Here is a 20,749-nt window from a genome sequence, read left to right on the forward strand (position 1 = left end):
TATACTCTAATCGTTTAAAAAATACTTAAAAAGTCAGTTTGACTCAGTTTTAATCTCATCAAACTGAGGCCTTTCCAACAGTTTTTGCCTTTCTGCCATTAATTGAGCCAACTTTTCCCTTTCTTTACTCACAATCCATTGCGGCGCCCGCTCTGTAAAATGAACGTTGGCCAGTTTTTCTTGAAGTGCATCAATTTGTTTTTCAATTTTGATCAGGTCATTTTTTAAACGCATTTGTTCTGCTGCTTTGTCAAACGATTCTGGAAGAGTGATTCTGATCTCAGCGTCTTCTATCAGCCTGGTGATCACAAAAGAAGGGGCTTTTTCTGATTTATCCAAAACCCTGATTGAAGAAAGACGAGCAATCGATTGAATCAGATCCAGGTTTTCAAACAGGGTGTTTCTAACAGTGTCAGATGTTGTGAATAGCTCCAGATCGATTTTTTGATTCAAAGGCAGGTTGATTTCTGCTCGCACATTTCGGATTGCGATCGTCATTTTTTTGATCCACTCTAACTCAGAGAAAGCGTGTTCATCGATTTGAGAGTCGTCATATTCCGGAAAGCGCTGAAGCATAATGGTTTTAGCCTGATCCGCTTCAGATGGCGTTTGAACCATTTTAATTTCTTGCCAAAGTGTCTCAGTGATATAGGGGATGATGGGATGCGCTAAGCGCAACAACGCTTCCAGCACGGTGATGAGAGTGTGGCGCGTACCCCTTGATTGCGCTTCTTTCTCTGGGTTGTCGGGCGTTTGATTGAGAATCGGTTTACTGAGCTCCAGGTACCAATCGCAAAATTGGTTCCAGGTAAATTCATACAAAATATGCGCGGCCAAATCAAAACGATATTGATCTAAAGCATCACGATAAGATTGAATGCTGTTCTGAAAGGTGGACAGGATCCATCTGTCAGGCAATGACAGACTCTGAGCGCCCCCATTTTGACCACTATCTTGACCCTGTGTATTCATCAAGACAAAACGGCTGGCATTCCAGAGTTTATTGCAAAAGTTTCGATAACCCGTTAAACGCTTCATATCCCAATTAATATCACGACCCGTCGAGGCTAAAGCCGTTAAGGTAAAACGTAATGCATCTGTTCCGTGGGGTGGGATCCCGTTGGGAAACTGTTTTTCAGTCCGTTGACGAATTTTTTCTGCAAGCTGGGGCTGCATCATGTTATCTGTTCGTTTTTTTATCAGTTCCGTCAAAGAAATTCCGTCGATCATATCCAAGGGATCGATCACATTCCCTTTTGACTTCGACATTTTTTGCCCTTCTTCATCCCGGATGAGACCCGTCATATAAACCGTTTTGAAAGGCATTTGGGGCTGATGGTTTTTATCTTTCACAAAATGCAGCGTCAGCATGATCATGCGCGCAATCCAGAAAAAAATAATATCAAACCCACTGACGATGACGCTGGTTGGATGAAAAGTGTGAAGTGCCTGCGTATTGTTTGGCCAACCCAGGGTTGAAAAAGTCCATAATCCAGAAGAAAACCAGGTGTCTAGCACATCTTCATCCTGGCGTAGCGGCAGCTCATCAGGCAAATGATAGTCACGCCTGACTTCTGCTTCATCACGCCCGACGTACAGTTGCCCCTGTTCGTCATACCAGGCTGGGATACGATGCCCCCACCAAAGCTGACGAGAAATACACCAATCCTGAATGTCTCGCATCCAGGAGTAATACATGTTTTCGTACTGTTTTGGTACAAATTCAATCTCGCCTTTTTCGACGGCTTCAATCGCCTTCCTGGCCAAAGGGGCCGCTCGCACATACCATTGATCGGTCAGCATGGGCTCGATCACCACCTGACTACGATCTCCGTAAGGCACGGTGAGATCATGTGGTTTGATGTCTTCGAGTAACCCTGATTTTTTAAAATCAGCGACCACCGCTTTACGTGCGGCAAAACGCTCTAGCCCTTGAAAAGACTCAGGAATGACGGCTGAATCCATAGCCATGGGTTCCCCCTGACTGTCAAAAATGTCAGGTTGATGACGAATATGGCCTTCAAAGGTCAAAATGTTGATCATGGGTAATCCATGGCGTTTACCCACCTTGTAATCATTAAAATCATGTGCCGGGGTGATTTTGACACAGCCTGTGCCTTTCTCTTGATCTGCATGGGCATCGCCGACAATCGGAACAGCGCGATCCACTAGAGGTAACATCACTTTTTTTCCAATCAGGTCTTTGTAACGGGGATCTTCAGGGTTAACGGCAACGCCTGTATCCCCCAGCATGGTTTCCGGACGGGTAGTGGCCACCACCAGATAATTTTTCCCTTCTTTTGTGGTCATGCCATCCGCTAAGGGATAGCGCAAATACCACATAGATCCCTGAGATTCACGGTTTTCTACCTCTAAATCAGAAATGGCCGTGCGAAGTTTTGGGTCCCAATTCACCAGGCGTTTCCCCCGATAAATCAGATCTTCCTGATATAAACGTACAAAGGCTTCTTTCACTGCGAGCGAGAGATCTTCGTCCATGGTGAAACGCTCTCTTTCCCAATCAACAGAATTACCTAAACGGCGCATTTGACGGGTGATCTTGCCCCCTGATTCGGCTTTCCAATCCCAAATTTTTTGAATGAAAGCTTCTCTGCCATAATCGTGACGGGTTTTCCCTTCTTCCGAGGCTATTTTACGCTCCACCACCATTTGAGTTGCGATGCCCGCGTGATCTGTGCCGACCTGCCATAGGGTATTTTTGCCCTGCATCCGTTGATAACGAATTAAAATATCCATGATGGTTTGTTGAAAAGCATGCCCCATATGCAGACTGCCTGTCACATTGGGAGGGGGGATCATGATGCAGAATTGCTCCTGATCGGTTCTATTGCTGGGTTTAAAATAGCCTTGTTTTTCCCAGTACTCGTAAAGCGGCTGTTCAATCGATTCAGGATCATAGGTTTTATCAAGAGAGCGGGTGCGATTTTTCATGATATTTTTATTTACTCAATGGAGGGCTGGTGGTGATTAAATGAAAACCGAGTTGGCGATAATAAGCGTATCGCGCTCTTGCCAACTGTTTTAAGGTCGTTTCATAGGGTACAAAATCAATGATTTCAGTAAAGCGGCCCACAAAATCGATACATTCGGATAGCAGATTGATCAACAGATCAGCGGAATGATGAGATAGGCAATCAGGCCAGATCATTTCCACAGGTGCGCCCTGCTTCGGGCCTTCTCCTGAAAGATGATGGGGAATAAAAGCATCAGGGGGATAAAGCCACAAGGCGTCATCTAATCGTACCGCTTGGGCTTTTTCTTCACAGAGGATCTGTATTTTTTTGCCTGCCCTCCAATGTTGGGCAGACAATTCACAGGTTAAGGTTTCTTCTGGAGACAATCCATGGATTGGATCACCGTGCTCCATCAGGTAAAAAGTGGCTCGTTTCATGTGAATGACGTCATCTTTAAGCCCGTTTTAAGCTCCTTGTTTTTGAGCCAAAGCTTTATTTAATAAAAATTGAGACAATAAAGCCACAGGGCGACCCGTTGCCCCCTTTTCTTTACCTGTACGCCAGGCGGTGCCTGCGATATCAAGATGGGCCCAATGGTATTGATGAGTAAAACGAGACAAGAAGCAACCGGCAGTAATGGCGCCGGCAGTTCGACCCCCGATATTAGCCATATCTGCAAAGTTGGAATCGAGCTGCTCTTGATATTCTTCACCTAAAGGTAAGCGCCACGCCAGATCGCCGGATTGTTCAGACGCGTGCAGCAGATCCTCAGCCAAGGGCGCATGGTTAGACATCAAACCGCTCATATGATGCCCTAAGGCCACCACACAGGCTCCGGTTAAGGTCGCAATGTCAATCACCAGTTCTGGATCAAAACGTTCCACATAGGTTAAGGCATCACACAACACCAGGCGGCCTTCTGCATCAGTATTGAGCACTTCAACGGTTTGGCCTGACAGGGTGGTTAATATATCTCCTGGGCGATAGGCATTTCCCCCTGGCATGTTTTCAGCCCCTGCCAAAACACCTATCACATAAAGAGGCAAATTCAGTTCAGCCACGACATTCATCACCCCGAACACAGTGGCTGCGCCACACATGTCGTATTTCATTTCATCCATGTTCTGGGAGGGCTTGATTGAAATTCCGCCTGAATCAAACGTCATGCCTTTCCCCACCAGCACGATAGGTTTCGTGCCAGCAGGAATTTTGCCGCTTTTATATTCAATGATGGACATCAAAGACTCGTTTTTTGAACCTTGGCCCACGGCAAGATAAGCATTCATCCCCAGCTTTTTCATTTCATCTTCATTCACCACAGAAACACGGACGTTTTTGAATTTTTCCGCCCATTTCCTCGCCGAAGCATTTAAATAGGCTGGATTGCAAATATTAGGCGGCGTATTGGCCAGATTTTTGGCTTCGTTGATACCGACGGCCAACGCAATACCTTCTTGAATGGCCGTTTGAGCGGCTTTGGTTTGAGTGGCTGTGACAATGAATGTGATTTGATTTAACGCATGAAGTGTTTTTGTACTTTTATAATGATCGAAACAGTAAAGGGCATCTTGAATGACTTCTATGGCAGAGCGAATTTTCCAATCAATGTCTTTCCCTTTTACTTTTAATTCTGGCAGATAACAGAACACATTTTTAGCCCCTGTCTCTTTTAACGTATTGACCATTTTTTTTATCAACTTTTTATAACGGCGTTCGTCGAGTTCTTCTTCTTTACCACAACCGATTAAAAGAACACGCTCTGCTGCGACATGAGGAACATGATGCAATAATAACGCTTGTTCTGCTTTCCCCTGTAAATCTGCATTTTGTGGCAAACCTTTAAGATAGCCATGGCTGATTTTATTCACCTTTTCTGCAGAGGGAGAAAACTCCCCGGATTCAAAAATGCCGATGACGATACAATCAGATGATTGTTTTTCTGAACATTCACTGTTGACTTTGAACTCCATATATTATCCTTAATGATTAAAATTTTATTCATTCGCTTCTGTGCTTTTTTTGAAAAAAAAGCTCATTTTAGTTTCTAAATAGCGTTACCATAGGGGGTAAATTAAAACAAAAACGCAGATTTATAAAGAAACTAACGACTTTCTTTGTAAAAAACAAATTTTCACAGGTGCAGAAGCGTGGTCATCACTAAATATCTCATCAAAGAAATTCTCAAAACCCAAGTGGCGATTTTATTCATTTTATCCTTCATTTTTTTTAGCCAAAAATTGGTCACCATATTAGACGATATAATAAATCATGATATTCCAGCCCATTTGATTTTCTCTTTGTTAGGGCTAGGCTTCGCTAAAATGGCCGAATTGATATTGCCATTAAGTCTGTTTTTTGCCTTATTGATGACTTACGGCAAGCTTTACAACGAAAGCGAAATTATCGCTATGTATGCCTGTGGCGTGGGTAAAACACGATTAATTAAAGTGGCTCTGGTTTTGGCTGCTCTAACGTCCTTGTTTGCTACCATCAACGTTTTTTACTTTTCTCCCTGGTCTGTAAAACATGAAAAAAAAATTATCAATGAAGAACGTGTCAATCCAGGTTTATCCGCCTTAGTGAAGGGACAATTCCAATCATCACCGGATGGAAAAATCGTTTTATTTATCCAGGATATTCAGAATAAAAAATTTCATAAAATATTTCTCGCACAACGCGAATCCAATCACACTCAAAGACCCACTGTTGTCGTTGCCAATAGTGGTTATATATCGGCGCCGGCACCAGGTATTCAATTACTGACACTCAATCATGGAATGAACTACGAGGGGATTCCGCCTTTAGGTGATTTTCGAATTACTTATTTTAATCATTATCAGGCGGTTATAAGCCGTAAATCAGTCACAAAAAACAGCAATACTGCTCAACAAATGTCAATGAGCTCACTTTGGGAAGCCAACGATCCCGATACCCGAGCAGAGCTTCACTGGCGGCTCACATTAATTGTTTCCGTTGTGATAATGGCTTTTATGGCGGTTCCTCTTAGTCAAGTGAATCCTCGTCAAGGCCGGGTATTGAGTATGTTACCAGCCATGTTGCTGTATTTGATCTTTTTCTTATTACAAAGCACGTTACGCTCTAATGCCGGTAATAACAGGTTGGATCCTTTAATTTGGTTATGGCTTGTCAATGGTCTTTACACAATATTGGCCATCATATTGAACATATGGGACAGCTCAACTTTACGTAGGCTGTATACAAAATCAAGGGAGACTCTCTGATGTTTTTCGGTATATTGGATCGTTATATTGGGCGAAGTATTTTAAATACGATCATAATGACTTTATTTATGCTGGTATCTTTGTCAGGTATCATCAAATTTATTGAACAGCTCAGAAAAGTGGGCGAAGGGAATTATTCTGTATTTGCCGCAGCGATTTACACGTTACTGTCTGTTCCCAACGATATAATGATATTTTTTCCGATGGCAGCTCTAATAGGAGGCATTTTAGGATTGGGCGCTTTAGCAACCCGCAGCGAATTAGTGGTGGTACAGGCCTCTGGTTTTAGTCATATGCAAATTGTTTTATCTGTCATGAAAACAGCGATTATTCTCTTTTTACTCAGTATCATCATCGGTGAATGGCTTGCTCCTTTAGCTGATCAAACAGCGAGTCATTACCGAACAAAAATGATCTATGGTGGATCTGTTATTTCCACTCAATCGGGGATATGGGCCAAAGATAAATCAGATTTTATTTATATTAATCAAGTCATCAACCATCATGAATTATCAGGGGTGCATATTTATCATTTTGATGCACATGATCGTCTTATATCAATACGCTATGCGGCGACGGCAATTTTTGAAAAAGGCGCGTGGCAACTTTCTCAGATAGATGAATCCAATCTCAGTGATACAAAAAAAATTCAAGGATCACAAACATTGAGCGAAAAATGGGAAACGAGCTTAACACCTTATAAATTGGGGATCGTTGCCATGGATCCCGATTCATTGTCGATCATGGGGCTATATGATTATGTCAAATATTTAAAACAGGTAGGCCAGGACTCAGATCGTTACGAATTAAAAATGTGGCAGAAAATTTTTTCACCTTTTTCTATCACTGTTATGATTCTACTGTCTTTATCTTTTATTTTTGGCCCGCTGCGTAGCACAGCAACTGGTCTGCGCATCGTGACAGGTATTTGTTTTGGTTTTGTTTTTTATCTTTTGGATAAAATTTTTGGGCCTCTGAGTCTTCTCTATCAATTTTCCCCGATACTGGGTGCCGCGTTACCGAGTGTTCTTTTCTTCTCTATCAGCCTGTATTTACTCTTAAAACCGAATATAACCCTCTTTCATTTTAATCCCCAAAGGTGATCGAACTACCGCCGTTTTAATTTTTACTTTCAAAGTGACTAAACAACAAACAGATCAGGCTTGTAAGTTTCTTCTTAAGTTGTAAACTTAAATACACTAAGGTTTTTTTTGAACTTCAAATGTTACATTAAGTGAAAACTTAACCGAGGGTAAAAAGTCACACCTTGAAAAGAAAATAAGAGAAGTTGACCAAAAGCTTCAATAGCTTTTAAAGTTTATTTGGTTTGTTTCTGATAATGAGGCGTAAAAAATGAAAAAAACAACTATAGCAGTGGCAGTAGCATTCTCAGGCTTGACTACATTAGTACAAGCGGCTCCTAAAGATGATACTTGGTATTTAGGGAGCAAATTAGGTTGGTCTCGTTATGCGAGTACAGGTATGAAAAATGATTACATCGGTATCGGTGATGGCCCTACTCATAAAAACCAGATAGGAGCAGGTGCTTTTCTAGGCTACCAAGCTAATCAATATTTAGGATTTGAATTAGGCTCAGACTGGTTTGGTCGTATGCCTTACAAAGGAGACACTAAAAATGGCGCATTCAAGGCTTATGGTGTACAAATTGGGGCGAAATTGAACTATCCCATTGCTGAAGATTTAGATATATACACACGTCTCGGAGGCGTGGTATGGAAAGCAAAAACTAAAGGGTATACTTCTCCGGAAGCGAAACGTTTGAGTGAAAATGATACAGGCGTTTCCCCATTTGCGGCTGTGGGCCTTGAATATGCACTCACTGAAAACTGGGCAACCCGTTTTGATTATCAATGGACAAGAAAAATTGGGAATTTTGATAGTATTGGTGCTGCCCCCAATAATGGAATGCTCAGCATAGGCGTTTCTTATCGTTTCAATCAAGAAAAGCCCCCAGAAATACTTCCGGAGCCAGTAACAAAAATCGATCTGGAGCCCGTTGCTCAAACCCAACATTTTGAATTGAAGTCTGACGTGTTATTCGGTTTTAATCAATGGACCTTAAAAAAAGAAGGGGGGGAAGAGTTAAATAAACTTTATTCTAAATTGGCCAATGTCAATCCTCAAGAAGGTTCGGTGACTGTATTAGGCTTTAGTGATCGAATTGGTGGGGATAAATATAATCAACTACTTTCTCAAAAACGCGCGCAATCGGTCGCTGATTATCTTATCTCCAAGGGTATTTCTTCAGATACACCTTTTGTCATAAAAGGTTTAGGAAAATCTAACCCTGTAACGGGTTCTAAATGCAATGAGGTTAAAAAACGTCTAGAGTTAGTCAACTGTTTAGCTCCTGATCGCCGTGTAGATGTAAAAGTAACAGGCAATAAGGTCGTTATTACACAACCAGCCGAAAGCGTTTTCAATTATTGAAATAAATACGTGTTATTAAAAGAGAAACCCTACAAGACATTTGTAGGGTTTTTTTTGACTCAACTTAATTCTACATGCCATTTATTTTCATGATCTACTATTTCCGAACATGTTGAAAAGTACTAAAAAACTGCAAATCACAGGTTATATCAAATGAAATAATCCGCCTGAATTTACTCTACCGTCACTGATTTTGCTAAATTTCTAGGTTGATCAATATTTCTTCCTTTTATTAAAGCCACATAATACGACAATATTTGTAGAGGTACGCTGTAAACAATAGGTGCTATGATCTCTTCTATTTTAGGCAAAACAATCAATTTCATTCTTTGATTTGCAACAAACTCTCCCTGTTTATCACAAAAGACATACAGTCTTCCGCCTCTGGCTCGCACTTCTTCAATGTTTGATTTTAATTTTTCTAACAATCCATTACTAGGCCCCAGGATAACAATGGGTATCTCTGAATCAATCAGTGCCAGTGGACCATGTTTTAATTCCCCTGCCGCATGGGCTTCGGCATGAATATATGAGATTTCTTTGAGCTTTAATGCGCCTTCCATAGAAATAGGATACAAATCTCCCCGCCCAAGATATAAAGCATGATTTTTATCAGAAAAATCGCCCGCTAAAGTTTCAATATCTTTAGTCAATGAAAATATTTGCTCAATTCGAGCCGGTAAAATCTGTAGTGCTTTTACAATCTGATGTTCTAATGCTTCAGGCTGGTTTTTTAAACGTCTAATGTAAGCGAGTAACATCAATAATACCGTAAGTTGAGTCGTGAAGGCTTTGGTTGAAGCCACCCCGATTTCAGTCCCCGCCTTTGTCATTAATGCAAAATCAGATTCTCTGACTAAAGATGATCCTTCTACATTGCAGATCGCTAAAGAACCTAAGTAACCCAACGATTGAGATAAACGTAATGCCGCTAGGGTGTCTGCCGTTTCACCTGACTGAGAGAGGCTAATCAATAAACTATTTGAACGAACCACCGATCTACGATAACGAAACTCTGAGGCAATTTCGACATCACAAGCGATCCCTGCCAAGGATTCAAACCAATAACGAGCCACCAGACCTGAATGATAAGAAGTGCCACAGCCAATAATTTGAATGTGTTCTACTTGAGCCAAAATGCCTTTGGCTCTGGTACCTAATTCAGATAAATCGATCCTTCCATGAAGTAAGCGCCCTTGTAAGGTATTTTTGATCACCATCGGCTGCTCATAAATTTCTTTTTGCATATAATGGCGATAAATGCCTTTATCCCCTGCATCATATTTTGATTCAGACACCCAGATCGGGCGTTGAATTTTTTCTCCCTTTTGATTAAAAATCTCTACATCAGAACGCCTTATTTGAGCAATATCCCCTTCTTCTAAAAAAATAAAACGACGAGTTACAGGCAAAAGCGCCAATTGGTCAGAAGCCACAAAATTTTCATTTTCACCTAAACCAATCACCATAGGGCTACCTGAACGAACCGCTATCAAAAGATTCAAATCATGACTGTCCATAATCACCGCGCCATAGGATCCCATCAGGTGGGGAATGACTCGTTGAACGACCTGTAGTAAAGATCCGCCCTGTTGCTGTTCCGAATGAACCAAATGCGCGATCACTTCTGTGTCGGTTTCAGACGCAAATAAATACCCTTGGCGGATCAATAACTCACGCAACGGATGATAATTTTCGATAATACCGTTATGAACAACACAGATGTTTTGAGAAATTTGAGGATGGGCATTGACTTTTGAAGGTTCACCATGAGTCGCCCAACGTGTATGAGCAATGCCTGTTTGCCCCTGTAATATTTTTTTTTCAGCTGCATCAGATAGCGCTTTAACTTTGCCTACCTCACGCAAACAGGTCATTTGCCCATCAGCATCTAGCACCACCAAACCTGCTGAGTCATAGCCGCGGTATTCCAGGCGCCTTAAACCTTCTATGAGTATTTTCGCTATATTACGCTGTGCGACTGCACCTACAATTCCACACATTCTAAAATTCCTGTTTAAGTTTTTTTAGGGCGTTTCCAACCCTGAATATTTTTTTGTTTGACCCGACTGAGCCCCAGTTCATTTTCAGGCACATTCAGGGTGACCGTTGTACCCGCCCCAATGGTGGCATGATCACCCACGGTCACAGGCGCGATAAATTGCGTATGTGATCCTACAAAAACATAATCACCAATCTGAGTTTTATGCTTATTCACACCATCATAATTGCAGGTGATAGTGCCAGCCCCAATGTTAACCCCAGATCCAATTTCAGCATCTCCTAAATAAGACAAATGACCCGCTTTTGAACCTTGACCTAAAGACGATTTTTTTATTTCTACAAAATTGCCCACATGGACTTTCTCGGATAATTCACTCCCTGGACGCAAGCGGGCAAATGGCCCCACCACGCAATTTTTATCTAAAAAAGACCCTTCTATCACTGTATAAGCGTTGATCTGAGAATCATCGCCAATCCGGCAATTTTTTAATAAACAGCCTGTTCTAATTTGTACTCGATCACCGAGTGTGACTTCGCCTTCGATAATGACATTAGTATCAATCACCACATCACTGCCACAAATTAATTGGCCTCTCAAATCAAAACGGGCAGGATCTAATATCCTCACGCCTGATAAAAGCAGTTTTTCTGCCTGTTGTTTTTGAAACAGTCGTTCAAGCCTGGCAAGTTGAAGGCCGTCATTAATGCCTTCAATTTCATTTAAATGGGCAGGCTGAATGCCAATTATTTTTCTATTTTCTTGATAGGCCATCTTGATGATATCGGTCAGATAAAATTCGTTTTGGTGGTTATCATTTTTTAATTGCTTCAGCCATTTTTTGAGATCAGACGAGTTAATCGCCATAATGCCTGTATTGATTTCATTAATTTTTTTTTGAATTTCAGTGGCCTCTTTGCATTCAACGATCCCAGAGATATCATCGTTTTTTCTGATAATTCGACCATAACCTCTGGGATTATCCACCCTGGCGGTCAATAAACTGATTCCTCCATGAGGTTTTGCCAACAACAATCGGTTTAAGGTGTCAACTTCTATCAAAGGCACATCACCATAAAGCACGAGGATATTTTCATCCTCGGAAAAATAGGGGATCGCTTTTTGTAAGGCATGCCCTGTACCCCACTGTTCTTCCTGTAAGATCCAGTTTAATTTTTCATTATTAAGTTTTTCTTTGAGTAATGCGCCCCCATGCCCATAAACAAGGTGAATTCGGGTGCAATCTAATTGATTCGCTGTATTGATCACATGCTGGACCATGGGTTTTCCTGCCAAAAGATGTAATACTTTAGGAAGGTTCGAACACATACGTGTGCCCTTGCCTGCTGCCAGGATCACGACACTCATTACTTTTTTTGACATAAAAAGCCTACCTGCATCTGATTAAAAGTTAATTGACTGCTTACGAAACCATATGTCAGTCTCACTTAATGCAAACAATGATATCACTAAAAAATAAAAAAAATTTTAATTTAAAAAAATCAAAAACTTATTTTTTAAAATTTGTGTTTTTATCGTTGTTTTTATTTTTAAAAAAGGTTATTTTTTTAATGGTATTTAAAATCAAATCAATTTTGGAAAAAACTTTGAAAAAAATATTTAGTATAAAAAAACTTTTTAAGTCAACTCAATTTGCTCTGAATGGTTTGAAAATTGTTTACAAAAACGAAGTTGCTTTCCGTCAGGAGTGTTTTATTTTATTTTTTTCTATTTTAATCACTTTTTTTATTAATGTCAGTAAAGTAGAAAAAATATTAATGATAGGATCGATAGTTTTTATTTTAATTATTGAAATTATTAACACTGCTATCGAAAAGGTGGTTAATCTTATAGGGACTGAGAAAAATATATTATCTGGTGAGGCAAAAGATATTTCTGCTTCTGCAGTTTTTGTTTCTATATTACTTGCATGTTTTATTTGGTTTATTATTCTTTTTTAATTTGGTAAAAATGAAAAATGTTAAAAAAAATAAAATATCATGTTTTAAATGAGAAATTTTTATATTGTTTGTTTTTATTTTTGTTTTGTATTATGGTCAATTACTCTTTCGATTACATATTCAAAATAATTTATGCTTTAGCCTTGTTTAGTATTCTTATTTTATTAAAAGATACTCTGAAATATATTTATATTCTCTTTATCGTTTTTCTTTCTGTATTAGGTTCACTTTATTTTCCTATTGGTCAAATTTTTGGATCTCCTTCTTATAATACAGTTTTATCTGTTTTTTCTACGAATTACTTAGAAGCAAAAGAATTTTTATTCTCTATTCCTGTTTTTTATTATTTATCAAGTTTATTGATATTAATTTTAGCTGGTATTTTATTAATAAAAAAAGACATTATATTGCCTTTAAAAGGGAAAAAATGGCTTTTTATTTTTGCTATAGCAACTTGCTTGCATGGGCCAATTAAAAGCATGTTTTCGGGTGAAGGTTTTCATTTATATAAAACAGGATTGCCGCCAATAAAATTTATGATTGACTTTTATCGAAGTATTGAAAAATTCAAGAAAGACCATAGAAAAACCATTTCTGTTCTTAATAACGATACCTGGGGCAATGTGTCTTCAAACCCCGATTATTCAAATTATATTCTTGTGATTGGTGAAAGTGTTAGAAAAGATTTTATGCATACTTATGGCTTTCAAATTAAAAATACGCCTTTTTCTGATCAAGCTCAGGGGATTTTTTTTAAAAATTATCTTTCTGCGGCATCCAGTACACAAATGTCTTTAATGAACACACTGGCGTTGCGTGAAAATGATGAATTACAGCTTCATAATAATATTATCTCTTTAGCAAATAAAGCCGGTTTTAAAACTTATTGGTTTTCTAATCAAGGTTCCCGTGGAACAGATGATACGGCGATGGCTAATTTTGCGAGAAAAGCACAGGTTCGGCAATTTTTAAAGTCAGGGAGCTGGTCTGTTAATTATTCTGGTAGTGATGAAAAGTTATTGCCATTCATTGAGTCTGCTTTAAATAATGAAGATTCTAAGCCTAAATTAATCATCGTGCATCTTATGGGATCTCATCCCCCTGTTTGTAAAAGAACACAGGACCAATTTGATGTTTATTTCCGTTCTAAAGATTTATCCTGTTATATTCAAACCATTAAAAACACTGATACGGTACTTAAAAAAATAACAAAAATTGCAAATGAAAAAAAAGATAAATGGTCCATGATGTATTTTTCTGATCATGGATTAGCACTGAAAATGCAAAATAATCTGGATTCTCAACTTCACCATAGCAATAAATATAAACAAAACTTTGAAGTACCGATGTTTATTATTTCTTCCGATGCGACTCAAAGAACAGAAATCACTGCTCACCGATCTGCTTTTAGTTTTTTAAGTTTATTTTCAGAATGGACGGGTATAAAAACAGAAAAAATTCCTGAAAATTGTCATTTTTTATCTAATACAGTGTGTAAAAATCAAACATCGGTGATGTTATGGAATCAAAAAACAGTCGATATAAAAGATTTACCTTCAGATCCGGGATAAATAAAACCTCAGTATAAAAAAAGAACAGAAAAATTTACGCGGAAATTTAAGATATTATGTTTCCGCTGCTTTAATCAGCACAGATTTCCATTTTTTTATGATTTATGTTTTTGTGACCAATAATTGATCAATCTTGTAATTATCAATATCTACCACCTCAAATTTATAGCCTTTGTATTGAATAAAATCCGTTCTTTTGGGAATTTTTCGCAACATATACATCATAAATCCCGCCACGGTTTCGTAGTTGACAGATTCAGGAAATTCTTCGATATCAAGAACCCGCATGACATCTTCAATCGGCGTGCTTCCTTCAATTAACCAGGAATTTTCATCGCGTTCTACAATTTGTTCTTCTTGACCATGACCTACTAATCCGCCCATTAAAGTGGTCATCACATCGTTGAGGGTAATCATGCCGACCACCAGCGCATACTCATTCAAAATGATCGCAAAATCTTCACCGGCCGATTTAAAGCGATCAAGAGCTTCAGAAAGCGTCTGTGTATCAGGCAACATAAGCACCGACCGAATTTGTATACCTCCATTCAGTAACAACGTTTGATTCCCTAGTACACGATTAAGTAAATCTTTGGAAGACACATATCCTACGACCTGATCGATATTGCCATCACAGACCAAAAACTTGGAGTGGGGATGAACCGAAATTTTTTCTTTGATGCTCTGCTCACTTTCCTGCAAATCAAAATAAATGATATTTTCACGGGTGGTCATAGAAGAAGGCACGGTGCGCGATTCCAGTTCAAAGACATTTTCAATCAATTCATGTTCTTCTTTACGCAATAGACCTGCTAAAGCACCGGCTTCGACCACCGCGTAAATGTCGTCAGACGTGATGTCATCATTACGCACCGTAGGTAATTTTAAAAACTTAAAAATAATATTAGCCATACCATTAAAAAACCAAATTAACGGCCGGAACAGGATTAAAAAGAAGCACATCAGAGGTACAATGCGCACGGCCACTTTTTCAGGGGAGACCATCGCAATACGTTTTGGCGCAAGATCAGCGAATAAAATAAAAAGACTGGTGATTAATGAAAAGGAGCAAATAAAACTTAATGTATCAGCCCATTCTGATCTCATAAAAAGCATGAAGATGCTTTTTATGAAGGGAGAAAAAGCAGCGTCCCCTAAAATACCCCCGAGAATGGCCACAGCATTTAGGCCGATTTGGACCACAGTAAAAAAAACTCCGGGTGTTTCCTGTAATTTTAAAACGCGTAAAGCTCTTTTATCGCCTTCATCGGCCATGACTTTTAATTTTATTTTACGGGAAGCGGCGAGAGAAATTTCGGATAAAGAAAAAAAAGCACTGATAGCAATCAAAAATATTATGATTAATAGGCTGTTGAACATAATGGACCTGTTTTCAAAAAATCGCATGAATAGATGAATTTTTTTATAACATACCAGGAACTTGCTAAAAACTGAGTATCAATCCTGTATCGACTATTACATGTTGTATTTATTTAAAATATATGAGGCTTGATTAAGTCCTGATACGAATATCATCTCCGTTATTTTTAACACAATCATCCACTGGGGTGAATTTTTAAAATTTGTCAAAAAATTAAAATCAGGGCGGTATTCTGTTTCAGGATTTTAAATTTATTGATTTTTAGTAGCTCAAACTTAACCTTTGGGAATTATCTTAATTCAATCTGGTTTTATGATAAAGCATAGTAAGCTCTATTGGTTCAATAACCCGGTTATATTAAACTTAGTCGTTTTCAGTTTGGAGAGAGATCGTGATTGACCGCATTTGGTTTGGGCATTCTCGGCTTTATTTATTGTTACTCCCTTTCTCTTGGTTATATGGTTTGATCACCTGGTTAATTCGCCTCAGCTATCGTTCTGGTTTACGTGTAGCTTGGCGTTCACCTATTCCTATCGTGGTGGTAGGAAATTTAACTGTAGGTGGAAACGGCAAAACACCTATTGTCATTTGGCTGGTCGAACAACTCAAAAAGAGAGGGCTTCAGGTCGGTGTTGTTTCGCGAGGATATTCTGGAAAATCAGGTAAGTATCCATTAATACTTTCTCATCATACTCAACCTGAGGAAGCAGGTGACGAACCAGTAGTCATTTTTCAACGTACAGGGGTGCCTGTTGCAGTTGCCCCTAAACGTAAAGAGGCTATCAGAGCTTTACTCAAAAAACATCCATTAGATTTATTGATAGCAGACGATGGTTTGCAGCACTATGCGCTCAAACGTGATTTTGAGTTAGTGGTTATCGATGGAATTCGCCGTTTTGGGAATGCTTGTTTGTTGCCGGCGGGTCCTATGAGAGAAAATATAACCAGATTACATTCAGTGGATGCCATCATTATCAATGGGGGAGAGGCTCAAAAAGAAGAGATCTTAATGCAATTAAGACCAAGCCAAGCGGTTAACCTCGTGACTGGAGAAAAAAAACCTGTTGAAGAACTGATTTCAGTGATTGCTATGGCCGGGATTGGACATCCAGACCGCTTTTTTATGATGCTGGCTCAATTAGGTGTCAATATCATAAAAACACAAATATTTTCCGATCATCAACATTACACCCTATCAACACTTTTGCCTTTAGCCAAAAAAACACAATCTTTATGCATGACAGAGAAGGATGCCGTCAAGTGTAAGGCTTTTGCTCAGCCCAATTGGTGGTATCTTCCTGTCAGTGCAGATTTTCCATTCGTGCAATCTCAAAAGTTACTGGCTTCGATTGAGGCGTTATGTCATCGAATTTGTTAGTAAAGATAATAAAAATCAGTTGAAAAAAATTGGGTTTTATGAGTAAATGTCGATTACTCTGTTGCGTAAGTTATTTTATTCATTTTTTCTTTTAAGCAAAGTAAAACAAAGTAAAGAGTAGAGCAGTTTTTCAGAGCAGTTATCATTACATGCCGCTATAAAGATAAATATTCAATAACCTCTTTCTTTTCTATTTCTGCTGACTTTTATTAATGCATTTTTCACATCGTATTTTTTTGAAACTTGTTTAATAACTTTATATTTTAAATTCGGTATTAAAAAATAAATATAAAAAAGAGAGTAACAAAACATAACTAGCAGAGTGTTATTCTGTAAATAAAAAATGAATATTTCAGAGCCTACTTTTATGTCCGATTTGATAGGCTTAAATAAATTTAATCGGAACATTTTGATCGATTTTGCATCGAAGCAATGAATAAAAATGATTTGTGAGATGCCCAGTAAAAAGGAAGTTTTTATTATGACTTTAAAAAAAGGTAAGGTGAAATGGTTTGATAAAATAGCAGGTTATGGTTTTATTTCACCGGAAGATGGTGGATTGGATATTTATGTTCATAAAGCGGCCATTGCTAACATCAAAGATAAATCATTGATTGCGGGACAAGATGTAGAGTTCTCTTATCGTGTTAGTTTTCATGGACCTTCTGCAGAAGATGTTATTGCTTTTTAAAATTTTTATGAGGGATACACTCGAAAAAATAAGCAAATAAAACTACAACACGATATTTTTTAGAAAAATTTCTACAATATCAGTAAACATTAAAAATAGTTTTAAACACCTTTTAAAACTTTATTAAGTGATTTAAGAAATGAGCGTCTATATAAATCTAGTCGCTCATTTTTTTATTTTTACGATAAAAAATGACAGTTTCATTGAATGAGTTGTGCTATTTTATGCTCAATTTTAGATCAAATAAATATTAAAATTTTTGAGGATATATAGATGGATCATCATTTACTCGAAATTATTGCTTGCCCCATTTGCAATGGTAAATTGCATTTTGACAAAAAAAATCTCGAACTGATCTGTCAGACCGATGAACTTGCTTACCCCATAAGTAATGGGATCCCCGTTTTATTAGAAAGCCATGCTCGAGATTTATCGTCACTTGAGAAAAAATAATGTCTTTTGTGATTGTTATTCCTGCGCGCTATGGATCAACTCGTTTGCCTGGGAAACCTTTAATTGATATTCAGGGTAAACCCATGGTGCTCCATGTGATGGAGCGAGCAAGAGAGGCAGGAGCTGATCGTGTGATTGTGGCGACTGATCATATAGAAATTTTACAAGTCATTAAATCAGCAGGTGGGGAAGCTTGCTTCACAAGCTCTGAGCATTCATCAGGAACAGAACGTTTAGCTGAAGTCATTGAAAAATATAGATTCAGTGATACTGATATTATCGTTAATGTACAGGGCGATGAGCCTATGATTCCCCCTATTATTATTGATCAGGTTGCAAAAAACCTTGCCAACACCTGCTTGGGTATGGCCACTTTGGCTGCGCCTATTACGAATAAAGTAGATTTAATGAATCCTAATGTTGTGAAAGTAGTGGTGAATGCCTTGGGTCATGCTTTATATTTTTCTCGAGCACCCATTCCATGGAAACGTGATGGGCTTATGACTGAGGAAAAAAACAGGACGGCGTTGCGCCATATTGGTATATATGCTTATCGAGTTGATTTTGTTCGCCGTTATATTAATTGGGGGAAAAGTCCATTAGAGGAAATAGAGAAATTGGAGCAATTACGTGTTTTATGGCATGGTGAAAAGATCCACGTCGATATAGTCAAAAAGATTCCCCCTCAAGGTATAGACAGCCCAGAAGATTTAGAAAAAATTCGAAAAATTCTTCCTGATTATTAACGGCATCGTTCGATTATCTGATCTATGGCAATATAAAATGCCCTCATCGTTTCATTAAGAATAACTTTTATTTTAATGAGTTAAATAAAATAACTTTATTAACAGTGTTATATGGTTTTGCATAAATGTTTATCTCTTAATAGATACTCTTTAATTTATCATTTCATCTTGATCACTCCTAAATCAACACCCTGATTTTGTTTTACTAGAAAATGTAATTCATTAACTAATTGAACTCGTTTACTGAAAAAATAAATATTTTGTGATCTTTATCTCAAATTTTGAATTTATGAGTAGTTAAAAAAAATTCATATCATATAGTGCACACAAATAGAGGAAGAGACATATGGCACTGGCAGTAATCAACACTCGAGCGAGTCTGGGGGTACAGTCTCCTGCAGTTGCGGTTGAAGCGCATATCAGTAATGGATTGCCTTGTTTTACCCTGGTGGGCTTACCTGAAACCGCGGTAAAAGAAGCGAGAGATCGCGTACGGAGTGCGATTTTGAACAGTGGTTTTATGTTTCCAGCTAAGCGTATTACGGTGAGTCTAGGACCTGCAGATCTACCAAAAGAAGGTGGGCGTTACGATTTACCTATAGCTTTAGCCATATTAATAGCCTCAGAACAAGTGAGTGGTCACAAATCAGTTCATTATGAATTTTTAGGTGAATTAGCTTTATCTGGTGCATTACGACCTATTAATAGCACAATTCCAGCGGCTCTTGCATGCTCTAAAGCAAATCGGAAGCTGATATTACCTTCAGCTAATTCTCTAGAAATGACGTTAATCCCTGAAGGGGAGGTTATGATTGCCAAACACTTGCTAGAGGTGTGTGGGTTTTTAAGTGGAGAAGAAAATTTACTTTCTGTTGTAAATAATGAAACTGATCTAACAGATACGTATGCTGATCTTCAAGATGTGATTGGTCAACAGCAGTCAAAACGAGCTCTCGAAGTGGCTGCAGCTGGGGGGCATAATTTATTACTAATTGGCCCACCTGGTACTGGCAAAACGATGCTGGCTAGCAGATTGATTGGCATACTACCTGCATTAACAAACGAGGAAGCATTGGAAACCGCTGCTGTAAACAGTTTATTAAATATTGAAAAATATCCGACTCAATGGCGTAAGCGTCCTTTTCGATCCCCTCACCATAGTGCCTCGATTGCTGCTTTAGTGGGCGGGGGATCTTTACCTCGTCCAGGCGAAATATCTTTAGCTCATAATGGCGTATTATTTTTATATGAATTACCAGAATTTGAACGCAGGGTACTAGATTCATTAAGAGAACCACTAGAATCTGGGGAGATTATCATTTCTCGCGCCATGGCCAAGATTCGTTTTCCTGCAAGGGTACAGTTGATTGCGGCCATGAACCCAAGCCCAAGTGGGCATTATAAAGGTATTCATCATCGAACAACCCCACAACAAATTTTACGATATCTTTCAAAACTTTCTGGTCCTTTCCTTGATAGGTTTGATCTATCTATTGAAGTTCCTTTATTACCTCCTGGTTTATTACAAATGCAAGAAAATCAGGGTGAAAGCAGCAGTACTATTAGAACGCGTGTTCTGAAAGCTCGTGAACGCCAATTAAATAGAACAAAAAAAATCAACGCTCATCTCAATAATAAAGAAGTGGCTAAATTTTGTCATATAAGCACTAAGGATGCTCAATTTTTAGAACAAGTGTTGTTAAAATTAGGTCTTTCCGTACGTGCTTGGCATCGCATTTTGAAAGTAGCTCGAACACTTGCGGATTTAGCTGAACAAGAAAATATTAAGAAGGATCACCTTGCTGAAGCGCTAAGTTACCGTTGCATAGATAGATTATTTTTAAAATTAAATAAAACTTTGAATTAAAAAAGAACCAATTTATTGCAAAACCTGGAGT

At 38.5% G+C, this 20,749-nt stretch carries 16 protein-coding genes; 10 read left to right on the forward strand and 6 right to left on the reverse strand.

The features are described from left to right. Positions 1 to 33: 33 nt before the first annotated feature. Genes HDEF_RS01180 through pepA form a run of 3 tightly spaced genes read right to left on the reverse strand, consistent with a single transcriptional unit; the run spans position 34 to position 4,945 of the window. Complete coding sequence (locus HDEF_RS01180) at positions 34 to 2,952, reverse strand: valine--tRNA ligase (protein ID WP_012737952.1); 2,919 nt, start codon at positions 2,950 to 2,952, stop codon at positions 34 to 36. Positions 2,953 to 2,959: 7 nt separating this feature from the next. Then, positions 2,960 to 3,412 (reverse strand): DNA polymerase III subunit chi, encoded by a 453-nt coding sequence (locus tag HDEF_RS01185; protein ID WP_012737953.1) that lies wholly within the window; start codon positions 3,410 to 3,412, stop codon positions 2,960 to 2,962. Positions 3,413 to 3,439: 27 nt separating this feature from the next. Beyond that, the gene (gene pepA / locus HDEF_RS01190; protein WP_012737954.1) at positions 3,440 to 4,945 is read right to left on the reverse strand and encodes a leucyl aminopeptidase; all 1,506 of its coding nucleotides are present in this window, start codon (positions 4,943 to 4,945) and stop codon (positions 3,440 to 3,442) included. Positions 4,946 to 5,122: 177 nt separating this feature from the next. On the opposite strand from pepA, the gene lptF reads away from it, so the two are divergent. The 3 genes from lptF to ompA all read left to right on the forward strand — a co-directional run bounded on the left by lptF (position 5,123) and on the right by ompA (position 8,668). Next, positions 5,123 to 6,217, forward strand: a complete 1,095-nt coding sequence (gene lptF, locus HDEF_RS01195) for an LPS export ABC transporter permease LptF (RefSeq protein WP_012737955.1) — start codon at positions 5,123 to 5,125, stop codon at positions 6,215 to 6,217. Continuing rightward, positions 6,217 to 7,320 (forward strand): LPS export ABC transporter permease LptG, encoded by a 1,104-nt coding sequence (gene lptG / locus HDEF_RS01200; RefSeq protein ID WP_012737956.1) that lies wholly within the window; start codon positions 6,217 to 6,219, stop codon positions 7,318 to 7,320. Before lptF ends, lptG begins: the two co-directional genes overlap by 1 nt. Before the next feature lie 250 nt (positions 7,321 to 7,570). Then, complete coding sequence (gene ompA, locus HDEF_RS01205; protein ID WP_012737957.1) at positions 7,571 to 8,668, forward strand: porin OmpA; 1,098 nt, start codon at positions 7,571 to 7,573, stop codon at positions 8,666 to 8,668. A gap of 173 nt (positions 8,669 to 8,841) precedes the next feature. Here ompA and glmS read toward each other — a convergent pair whose 3' ends face one another. Continuing rightward, complete coding sequence (gene glmS, locus HDEF_RS01210) at positions 8,842 to 10,671, reverse strand: glutamine--fructose-6-phosphate transaminase (isomerizing) (RefSeq protein WP_012737958.1); 1,830 nt, start codon at positions 10,669 to 10,671, stop codon at positions 8,842 to 8,844. A gap of 14 nt (positions 10,672 to 10,685) precedes the next feature. Further along, positions 10,686 to 12,053 (reverse strand): bifunctional UDP-N-acetylglucosamine diphosphorylase/glucosamine-1-phosphate N-acetyltransferase GlmU, encoded by a 1,368-nt coding sequence (glmU, locus tag HDEF_RS01215; protein ID WP_012737959.1) that lies wholly within the window; start codon positions 12,051 to 12,053, stop codon positions 10,686 to 10,688. A gap of 68 nt (positions 12,054 to 12,121) precedes the next feature. On the opposite strand from glmU, the gene HDEF_RS01220 reads away from it, so the two are divergent. Together HDEF_RS01220 and HDEF_RS01225 are read left to right on the forward strand one after the other, a co-directional pair. Beyond that, complete coding sequence (locus HDEF_RS01220; RefSeq protein ID WP_234809418.1) at positions 12,122 to 12,631, forward strand: diacylglycerol kinase; 510 nt, start codon at positions 12,122 to 12,124, stop codon at positions 12,629 to 12,631. A 17-nt stretch (positions 12,632 to 12,648) separates the two neighbouring features. Further along, positions 12,649 to 14,202, forward strand: a complete 1,554-nt coding sequence (locus tag HDEF_RS01225; RefSeq protein ID WP_012737961.1) for a phosphoethanolamine transferase — start codon at positions 12,649 to 12,651, stop codon at positions 14,200 to 14,202. 102 nt (positions 14,203 to 14,304) lie between these two features. Here the strand turns inward: HDEF_RS01225 and paeA are convergent, their stop codons facing one another. Next, on the reverse strand, positions 14,305 to 15,582 hold the full coding sequence (gene paeA / locus HDEF_RS01230; protein WP_012737963.1) for a polyamine export protein PaeA: 1,278 nt from the start codon (positions 15,580 to 15,582) through the stop codon (positions 14,305 to 14,307). 392 nt (positions 15,583 to 15,974) lie between these two features. On the opposite strand from paeA, the gene lpxK reads away from it, so the two are divergent. The 5 genes from lpxK (at position 15,975) to HDEF_RS01260 (ending at position 20,718) form a co-directional block, all read left to right on the forward strand. Further along, positions 15,975 to 16,961, forward strand: a complete 987-nt coding sequence (gene lpxK, locus HDEF_RS01235; protein WP_012737964.1) for a tetraacyldisaccharide 4'-kinase — start codon at positions 15,975 to 15,977, stop codon at positions 16,959 to 16,961. Positions 16,962 to 17,442: 481 nt separating this feature from the next. Next, entirely contained in the window at positions 17,443 to 17,652 is a 210-nt protein-coding gene (locus HDEF_RS01245) for a cold shock domain-containing protein (RefSeq protein ID WP_012737966.1), read from the forward strand. A gap of 273 nt (positions 17,653 to 17,925) precedes the next feature. Then, a complete protein-coding gene (locus HDEF_RS01250; protein ID WP_012737967.1) occupies positions 17,926 to 18,105 on the forward strand; it encodes a Trm112 family protein in 180 nt (59 codons plus the stop codon). Then, the gene (kdsB, locus tag HDEF_RS01255; RefSeq protein ID WP_012737968.1) at positions 18,105 to 18,851 is read left to right on the forward strand and encodes a 3-deoxy-manno-octulosonate cytidylyltransferase; all 747 of its coding nucleotides are present in this window, start codon (positions 18,105 to 18,107) and stop codon (positions 18,849 to 18,851) included. Before HDEF_RS01250 ends, kdsB begins: the two co-directional genes overlap by 1 nt. A 346-nt stretch (positions 18,852 to 19,197) precedes the next feature. Further along, the gene (locus HDEF_RS01260) at positions 19,198 to 20,718 is read left to right on the forward strand and encodes a YifB family Mg chelatase-like AAA ATPase (RefSeq protein WP_012737969.1); all 1,521 of its coding nucleotides are present in this window, start codon (positions 19,198 to 19,200) and stop codon (positions 20,716 to 20,718) included. Positions 20,719 to 20,749 lie beyond the last annotated feature (31 nt).

The sequence above is a fragment of the Candidatus Hamiltonella defensa 5AT (Acyrthosiphon pisum) genome, from assembly GCF_000021705.1.
GTDB classification, from domain to species: Bacteria; Pseudomonadota; Gammaproteobacteria; order Enterobacterales; family Enterobacteriaceae; genus Hamiltonella; species Hamiltonella defendens.